The following is an 8044-nucleotide window of genomic DNA, read 5'->3' as shown; positions in this document are numbered from 1 at the left end:
TATTTGCTCTTTTAATTTTTTTTTTTTTGTTTTTGTGTTGTTTTTTTTTTTTTTTTGGGGGGGGGGGGGGGCCCCGGGGGGGCCCCCCCCCGCTCCGCCGTTCCCGGACCCGCCCGCCCGGATCACCCAGCGCCACCCCGCGTTTGCGGTCGGCAACGCCCCGGCCAAGTCCGGGTGATGGCTTGGCCACGGGCGCATAACAAGGTGGACAGAAGGGGTTTTCAGGCAGGTCTACGCGCGTTAATCTGCGGCGGAACCCAGCGCCGTAGCTGTGAGGCAGTCCCGAGCTGTACCGTCCGGCGCTTGTACGACAGGAGCACCCACACATGCGCCGGATTTCCCGGATCACGGTCGCAGGCGCAGCGACCGCCTCCCTGGCCCTCGCGCTCTCCGCCTGCGGCGGCACCTCGACCTCCGCCGGGTCGTCGGACTCGAAGGGCGACAAGGGTCTCGCCATCGCGTACGACGTCGGCGGCAAGGGCGACCAGTCCTTCAACGACGCGGCCTACGCGGGCCTGGAGCAGGCGAAGAAGGAGTTCGGGTACCAGACGGCCGACCTGGAGCCCACCGAGGGCGAGACGGACGCCGACAAGGAGCAGCGCCTGGTCTCGCTCGCGAAGCAGGGCTACAACCCGGTCATCGGCGTCGGCTACGCGTACGCCGCGGCCATCAAGGGTGCCTCCGAGAAGTTCCCGGACACCACCTTCGGCATCGTCGACGACGCCACCATCAACGCCAAGAACGTCGCCGACCTGGTCTTCAGCGAGGAGCAGGCCTCCTACCTGGCCGGTGTCGCCGCCGCCAAGAGCACCAAGTCGAACGTCGTCGGCTTCGTCGGCGGCGTGGACATCCCGCTCATCCACAAGTTCCAGGCGGGCTTCGAACAGGGCGTCAAGGACACCAACCCGAAGGTCAAGGTCCTCTCCCAGTACCTCACCCAGACGGCCGAGGAGGGCGGCTTCTCCAGCCCCGACAAGGGCAAGACGGCCGCCGAGGGCCAGATCGAGAAGAAGGCCGACGTGGTCTACGCGGCCGCCGGCCTGTCCGGCCAGGGCGTGATCGAGGCCGCCGCCGCCAACAAGGTGTGGGCCATCGGTGTCGACTCCGACCAGTACCGGCAGGAAGCCCTCGCCAAGTACAAGGACTCCATCCTGACCTCGGCGATGAAGGACGTCGCCAAGGCGGTGTACAACCTGGCGAAGTCGGTCGAGGACGGCAAGCCCGAGACCGGTATCGTTCGTGGCGATCTGAAGACCGGCGAGGTGAGCCTGTCGAACTCCAACCCGAAGTTCGCGGACGACGCCAAGCTCCAGGAAGCCATCAAGACGGCCAAGGAGAAGATCATCAGCGGCGAGATCAAGGTCAAGAGCAGCTGACGAGTCGTAAGTCGAGCAGGCAGTAACCCCGGGGTTACGTCCGCTCAACGGGGTACGGGGAGGCTGCTCCTCGTACCCCGTTGTCGCGGTGCGTCGGCCCCTTTGTATGCCGTAGGGGCGCTACGCGCGTAGACGACCCCCGTCCCCAGGAGAGTGCGCCATCAACGCGTCCAGCAGCCCTCCGGCCGGAGCGGCGGTCAACGAATCGGTGACCGCTGTCGAACTCGCCGGGATCACCAAGCGTTTCCCGGGCGTCGTGGCCAACCACGACATCCACCTCAGCGTCCGCAAGGGCACCGTCCACGCCCTCGTCGGTGAGAACGGCGCCGGCAAGTCCACGCTGATGAAGATCCTCTACGGCATGCAGAAGCCGGACGAGGGCACCATCGCCGTCGACGGCGAACAGGTCAGCTTCTCGTCGCCGGCCGACGCCATCGTCCGCGGCATCGGCATGGTCCACCAGCACTTCATGCTCGCCGACAACCTCACGGTCCTCGAGAACGTCGTCCTCGGCAGCGAGAAGCTCCACGGCATCGGCGCCAAGGCCCGCCGCAAGATCAAGGAACTCTCCGAGCGCTACGGCCTCGGCGTCAAGCCGGACCTCCTCGTCGAGGAACTCGGCGTCGCCGCCCGCCAGCGCGTGGAGATCCTCAAGGTCCTCTACCGCGGCGCCCGCATCCTCATCCTGGACGAGCCGACCGCCGTGCTCGTGCCGCAGGAGGTCGACGCCCTCTTCGCCAACCTGCGCGAACTGCGCTCCGAGGGCCTGTCGGTCATCTTCATCTCGCACAAGCTCGGCGAAGTGCTCTCCGTCGCCGACGAGATCACCGTGATCCGCCGCGGCACCACCGTCGGCACCGCCGTCCCCGCCGAGACCACCCCGCGCCAGCTCGCCGAGATGATGGTCGGCAGCGAACTGCCCACGCCCGAGACGGCCGAGTCCACGGTCACCGACCGCCCGGTCATCAGCGTCGACAAGCTGCGCCTGACCGCCCCCGGCGGCAAGGCCCTCCTGGACGACATCAGCTTCACCATCCACGCGGGCGAGGTCCTCGGCATCGCCGGCGTCGAGGGCAACGGCCAGACCGAACTCGTCGACGCGCTCATCGGCCTCAAGGCCGCCGACTCCGGCACCATCCGGCTCGGCGACGAGGAGATCACCGGCTGGGCCACCCGCAAGCGCCGCGAACAGGGCATCGGCTACATCCCCGAGGACCGGCACCGCCACGGCCTGCTCCTGGAGGCCCCCCTCTGGGAGAACCGTATCCTCGGCCACGTCACCGAGAAGCCCCTGGCCAAGGGCGTCTGGCTGGACCCGAAGGCGGCCCAGGAGGACACCCGCCGCATCGTCGAGGCCTACGACGTGCGCACCCCCGGCATCGACGTCACCGCCGCCTCCCTGTCCGGCGGCAACCAGCAGAAGCTGATCGTCGGCCGCGAGATGAGCCACAAGCCGCGGTTCCTCATCGCCGCCCACCCCACCCGGGGCGTGGACGTCGGCGCCCAGGCCGCCATCTGGGACCACATCCGCGAGGCCCGCCGCGAGGGCCTGGCCGTGCTGCTGATCTCCGCCGACCTGGACGAGCTGATCGGCCTGTCCGACACGCTCCGCGTGATCTACAACGGCAAGCTGGTCGCGGACGCCGACCCGGCCACCATCACCCCCGAGGAACTCGGCTCGGCCATGACCGGTGCCGTGACCGGGCACCTCGAGCACGAAGAGACCGCCGCAGAGACCCCCGAGACCCCGGCAAAGGCCCCCGAGGCGCCCGAGTCCCCCGAGTCTCCGGAAGACGAGGCCCGCTGATGAAGAAGTTCGACAAGGAGCGCGTGCTCCTCGCGGTGGCCGGACCGGTCATCGCGCTCGCCGTGGCCTTCGTGCTGAGCGCGATCGTGCTGGTCGCCTCCGGCAAGAACCCGGTCGAGCCGTTCGCCCTCATGTTCGAGCAGGCGTCGTTCTCCGACATCCAGGTCCTGATCATCAACCAGGCCTCGATGTACTACATCGCGGCGCTCGCGGTGGCCATCGGCTTCCGGATGAACCTGTTCAACATCGGCGTCGACGGCCAGTACCAGCTCGCCGCCATGATGGCCGCCATCGTCGGCGCCCACATGAACCTGCCGGCCGTGATCCAGGTCCCGCTGCTGCTCCTGACCGCCGTCCTCACCGGCGCCTTCTGGTCCGGCATCGCCGGTGTCCTCAAGGTCACCCGCGGCGTCAGCGAGGTCGTCGCGACGATCATGCTCAACGCGATCGCCACCTCCGTGATCGCCTACCTGTGGCTGCCGAACGTCTTCGGCGTCAAGGTCGGCAACAACAACACCACCGGCGAGATGCACGAGTCCGGCTGGATCCCCGGCATCGACATGGGCGCGGCCGGCGAGATCTACGGCCTGGTGCTGCTCGCCGTCCTGCTCGGCATCGGCTACTGGGTCGTCCTCAACCGCACCCGCTTCGGCTTCGACCTGCGCGCCTCCGGCGCCTCCGAGACCGCCGCCGCGGCCAGCGGCGTCGACCCGAGGCGCATGGTGCTCACCGCCATGCTGCTCTCCGGCGGCATCGCGGGCCTCGCCGGTCTGCCGATCCTGCTCGGCGACACCCACACCTACAGCCTGAACTTCCCCACCGGCATCGGCTTCCTCGGCATCGGCATCGCCCTGCTCGGCCGCAACAGCCCCGTCGGCATCGCCTTCGCCGCCCTGCTGTGGGCCTGGCTCGACAAGGCCTCGCCCGAGTTGGACTTCCACGGCTACGACAAGGAGATCGCCGTCATCATGCAGGGCCTGATCGTGCTCTCGGTCGTCGTCTCCTACGAGGCCGTCCGCGAGTGGGGCCTGCGCCGCCAGCAGCGCCGGGTCGGCGCCGAACTGGCCGCCGGTCACGTCCTCGGCACCAACAACACCACGAAGGAGGTGGCTGGCCGATGACCACCGCGACCGACCTCAACCAGCCCACGCTGCAGCCCGCGGCGCCGACCGGCCGCCGCCTGACGCTGCCCGTCCTGCTGCTGATCATCGCCGGCGGACTGGCGCTCACCTCGATCGTCCGCATCATCACCGGCGCCGACGGCATCACCAACGTCAGCCAGATGTCCACCGCGCTCCAGCTCGCCGTGCCGATCGGCCTCGCCGGCCTCGGCGGCCTGTGGGCCGAGCGCGCGGGCGTGGTCAACATCGGCCTCGAGGGCATGATGATCCTCGGCACCTGGTTCGGCGCCTGGGCCGGCTTCCAGTGGGGCCCGTGGACCGGTGTCCTGGTGGGCATCATCGGCGGCTGCCTCGGCGGCCTGCTGCATGCCTTGGTCACCGTCACCTTCAACGTCAACCACATCGTCTCCGGTGTGGCGATCAACATCCTCGCCCTCGGTGCCACCCGCTACCTCGCGCCGCTGGCCTTCGAGGGCCACGCGGGCGGCTCCGCCAAGCAGTCCCCGGCGGTCGAGTCCCTCGGCAACTTCACCGTGCCGGGACTCTCCGACGCGCTCCGGGACCTCAACGACAAGGGCTGGTTCCTGATCTCCGACATCGCGGGCCTGCTCGGCGGCCTGGTCACCAACGTCTCCTGGCTGACCCTGGTCGCCGTCGCGCTGATCCCCGCCACCTGGTGGATCCTGTGGCGCACGGCGTTCGGCCTGCGGCTGCGCTCCTGCGGAGAGAACCCGGTGGCCGCCGAGTCCCTCGGCGTCAACGTCTACAAGTACAAGTACATCGCCGTCGTCATCTCCGGCGGTCTGGCCGGTCTCGGCGGTGTCTTCCTGTCCATCGTGGCCAACCCCTTCTACCTGGAGGGCCAGGTCAGCGGCCGCGGCTTCATCGGCCTCGCGGCCATGATCTTCGGCAACTGGATGCCGGGCGGCCTCGCCCTCGGCGCGGGCCTGTTCGGCTACACCGACAGCCTCAACCTGCGCGGCGGCTCCGCCAACGTCCACGCCCTGCTGCTGCTCGGCGCGCTGCTGCTGGTCATCGGCGCGATCTGGCTGGTGGTCCGCAAGAAGTACGTCCCGGCCGTGATCACCCTGGTCTGTGGTGCCCTGGTGTTCGCCTGGTACGCGACCACCGACGAGGTCCCGAACCAGGTCGTCTCCGCCACGCCGTACGTCATCACCCTGGTGGTCCTCGCGCTGTCCGCCCAGCGGCTGCGGATGCCGAAGGCGGACGGGCTGCCGTACCGGAAGGGACAGGGCAAGTGACCGACGCCGGCGGGGCCGCCGACCGGGCTGCCGACCGGTCCGTCGACTGGGAGAAGCTGCGTGCGGTGGCCCGGGACGCCATGTCCCGGGCGTACGCCCCCTACTCCCGGTACCCGGTCGGCGTGGCGGCCCAGGTGGACGACGGCCGGATCATCTCCGGCTGCAACGTCGAGAACGCCTCGTACGGGCTCGGCCTGTGCGCCGAGTGCGGCCTGGTGTCGGAGCTGCACAACACCGGCGGTGGCCGCCTGACGCACTTCACCTGCGTCGACCGCAACGGCGACACGCTCGTGCCGTGCGGCCGCTGCCGCCAGCTGCTGTACGAGTTCGGCGGCCCGGACCTCCTGCTGGAGACCCCGGCGGGCATCCTGCCGCTGTCGGAGATGCTGCCCCAGGCCTTCGGGCCGGGCCACCTCAGCACGTAACCCCCGTACGGCCCCTCCGAGTCGCTCAGCGACCGGATCGGAGGGGCCGTACGGCTTCTGGATCCTTCGGAAGGAAGCCCAAGCAATGGCCATGGACGCCATCTCCGTCATCCGCACCAAGCGGGACCGCGGCGAACTCGGCGACGAGCAGATCGACTGGGTCATCGACGCGTACACCCGCGGGGAGGTGGCCGACGAGCAGATGTCGGCCCTCGCGATGGCCATCCTCCTCAACGGCATGAACCGCCGTGAGATCGCCCGCTGGACCGCCGCGATGATCGCCTCCGGCGAGCGCATGGACTTCTCGTCCCTGTCCCGCCCGACGGCGGACAAGCACTCCACGGGCGGCGTCGGCGACAAGATCACCCTGCCGCTGGCGCCCCTGGTGGCCGCCTGCGGCGCGGCCGTCCCGCAGCTCTCGGGCCGCGGCCTCGGCCACACCGGCGGCACGCTGGACAAGCTGGAGTCGATCCCCGGCTGGCGGGCCCTGCTCTCCAACGAGGAGATGCTGCACGTCCTGGACACCACCGGCGCGGTGATCTGCGCGGCGGGCGACGGCCTGGCCCCCGCCGACAAGAAGCTCTACGCGCTCCGCGACGTCACGGGCACGGTCGAGGCGATCCCGCTGATCGCCTCCTCGATCATGTCGAAGAAGATCGCCGAGGGCACGGGCTCGCTGGTCCTGGACGTGAAGGTGGGCACGGGCGCCTTCATGAAGACGATCGAGGACGCCCGGGAACTGGCCTCCACGATGGTCGGCCTGGGCACGGACCACGGCGTGAAGACGGTCGCGCTCCTGACGGACATGTCCACCCCGCTCGGCCTGACGGCGGGCAACGCCCTGGAGGTCCGCGAGTCGGTGGAGGTCCTGGCGGGCGGCGGCCCGGCCGACGTGGTCGAGCTGACGATCGCGCTGGCCCGCGAGATGCTCGAGGCGGCGGGCATCAAGGACGCCGACCCGGCGAAGGCCCTGGCCGACGGCTCGGCGATGGACGTCTGGCGCCGCATGATCGCGGCCCAGGGCGGCGCCCCGGACGCGGAGCTGCCGGTGGCCCGCGAACAGCACGTGATCAAGGCCCCGGCCTCCGGCGTCCTGACCCGCCTCGACGCCTACGACATCGGCGTCGCGGCCTGGCGCCTGGGCGCGGGCCGGGCCCGCAAGGAGGACCCGGTCCAGGCGGGCGCGGGCGTCGAACTGCACGCCAAGCCCGGCGACCGGATCACCGAGGGCCAGCCCCTGCTGACCCTGCACACGGACACGCCGGAACGCTTCGACTACGCACTCCAGGCGCTGGACGGCTCCTACGACGTCTCAGCCCCGGGCACGGCCTTCACGGCGACGCCGGTGGTGCTGGAACGTATCGCCTGAGCTGCGCTTTCCCCTTCCGGGTGAACGGGACCGGTGGACCCCCGCCGGTCCCGTTCGGCATGCTGGGATCGGTGACGCACCGATAGGAGACCGCCATGAGCGCACTCACCGTGAGCCAGGACCCCGACCAGAACTGGGACGACCTCGTCCGGTTCTGGGAGGACATGGAATGGCCTGAGGGCAGCAAGGTGGAGATCATCGAGGGGATCATCACCGTGTCACCTGCTCCCGCGTCCCGCCACAACGTGATCGCGGAACGCATTCAGCGCCGCCTCTACTCCGTGATCCCCGAGGACTTGGGGATCTTCCAGACTCAGGCCATCGCCGTACCGTCGCGTCTGGGCATGCTCATCCCGGACCTGCTCGTGGCGCCCGTGCAGGAATGTGCAGAGGCGGACTCCCACATTCCGGCGGCTCTCGCCGAACTGGTCGTCGAGGTGACCTCCAAGTCCAACGCCCGCCACGACCGCGTCAGCAAGCCCGCTGCCTACGCCACCGCCGGTATCCCGCTCTACCTGCTCGTCGACCGCTGGGCCCCCGGAGGCCCCACCGCGACGCTCTACGGGGAGCCGAAGGGCGATGTCTACCGTGTCCTGAGTGCGGTGAAGTTCGGTGACCCCATCAAGCTGCCGGACCCGTTCGACGTGACGATCGACACCGGTGAGTTCCCGGTCGACTGACCGA

General features: G+C 69.5%; 7 protein-coding genes. All 7 read left to right on the top strand.

Annotation, left to right across the window (positions count from 1 at the left end; translation table 11 throughout):
- The first annotated feature begins 326 nt into the window (after nt 1-326).
- The gene (locus ABZ386_RS39160; protein ID WP_351347285.1) at nt 327-1376 is read left to right on the top strand and encodes a BMP family ABC transporter substrate-binding protein; all 1050 of its coding nucleotides are present in this window, start codon (nt 327-329) and stop codon (nt 1374-1376) included.
- Nucleotides 1377-1584: 208 nt separating this feature from the next.
- On the top strand, nt 1585-3183 hold the full coding sequence (locus tag ABZ386_RS39155) for an ABC transporter ATP-binding protein (protein WP_351347283.1): 1599 nt from the start codon (nt 1585-1587) through the stop codon (nt 3181-3183).
- A complete protein-coding gene (locus ABZ386_RS39150) occupies nt 3183-4304 on the top strand; it encodes an ABC transporter permease (protein ID WP_114254926.1) in 1122 nt (373 codons plus the stop codon). The genes ABZ386_RS39155 and ABZ386_RS39150 overlap by 1 nt, the downstream gene beginning before the upstream one ends.
- Nucleotides 4301-5566, top strand: coding sequence for an ABC transporter permease (locus ABZ386_RS39145; RefSeq protein ID WP_351347280.1), 1266 nt, complete (start codon nt 4301-4303; stop codon nt 5564-5566). The genes ABZ386_RS39150 and ABZ386_RS39145 overlap by 4 nt, the downstream gene beginning before the upstream one ends.
- Before the next feature lie 80 nt (nt 5567-5646).
- Nucleotides 5647-5991, top strand: a complete 345-nt coding sequence (locus tag ABZ386_RS39140) for a cytidine deaminase (protein ID WP_351347296.1) — start codon at nt 5647-5649, stop codon at nt 5989-5991.
- Nucleotides 5992-6082: 91 nt separating this feature from the next.
- Nucleotides 6083-7360: a thymidine phosphorylase gene (locus tag ABZ386_RS39135; protein ID WP_358968292.1), complete on the top strand. Its 1278-nt coding sequence runs from the start codon at nt 6083-6085 to the stop codon at nt 7358-7360.
- A gap of 95 nt (nt 7361-7455) precedes the next feature.
- Entirely contained in the window at nt 7456-8040 is a 585-nt protein-coding gene (locus ABZ386_RS39130; RefSeq protein WP_351347277.1) for a Uma2 family endonuclease, read from the top strand.
- Nucleotides 8041-8044: the final 4 nt, after the last annotated feature.

Origin of the sequence: Streptomyces sp. NPDC006140 (assembly GCF_040628815.1) — a bacterium.
GTDB lineage: Bacteria > Actinomycetota > Actinomycetes > Streptomycetales > Streptomycetaceae > Streptomyces.
The sequence above is the reverse complement of the archived record's forward strand: the minus strand, read 5'-3'. Positions and strand labels throughout refer to the sequence as shown.

What these genes read in the sequence shown, in the direction of transcription:
- ABZ386_RS39160 (WP_351347285.1), top strand. Translation starts at nt 327, where the DNA reads ATGCGCCGGATTTCCCGGATCACGGTCGCAGGCGCAGCGACCGCCTCC.
- ABZ386_RS39150 (WP_114254926.1), top strand. Translation starts at nt 3,183, where the DNA reads ATGAAGAAGTTCGACAAGGAGCGCGTGCTCCTCGCGGTGGCCGGACCG.
- ABZ386_RS39145 (WP_351347280.1), top strand. Translation starts at nt 4,301, where the DNA reads ATGACCACCGCGACCGACCTCAACCAGCCCACGCTGCAGCCCGCGGCG.
- ABZ386_RS39140 (WP_351347296.1), top strand. Translation starts at nt 5,647, where the DNA reads ATGTCCCGGGCGTACGCCCCCTACTCCCGGTACCCGGTCGGCGTGGCG.
- ABZ386_RS39135 (WP_358968292.1), top strand. Translation starts at nt 6,083, where the DNA reads ATGGACGCCATCTCCGTCATCCGCACCAAGCGGGACCGCGGCGAACTC.
- ABZ386_RS39130 (WP_351347277.1), top strand. Translation starts at nt 7,456, where the DNA reads ATGAGCGCACTCACCGTGAGCCAGGACCCCGACCAGAACTGGGACGAC.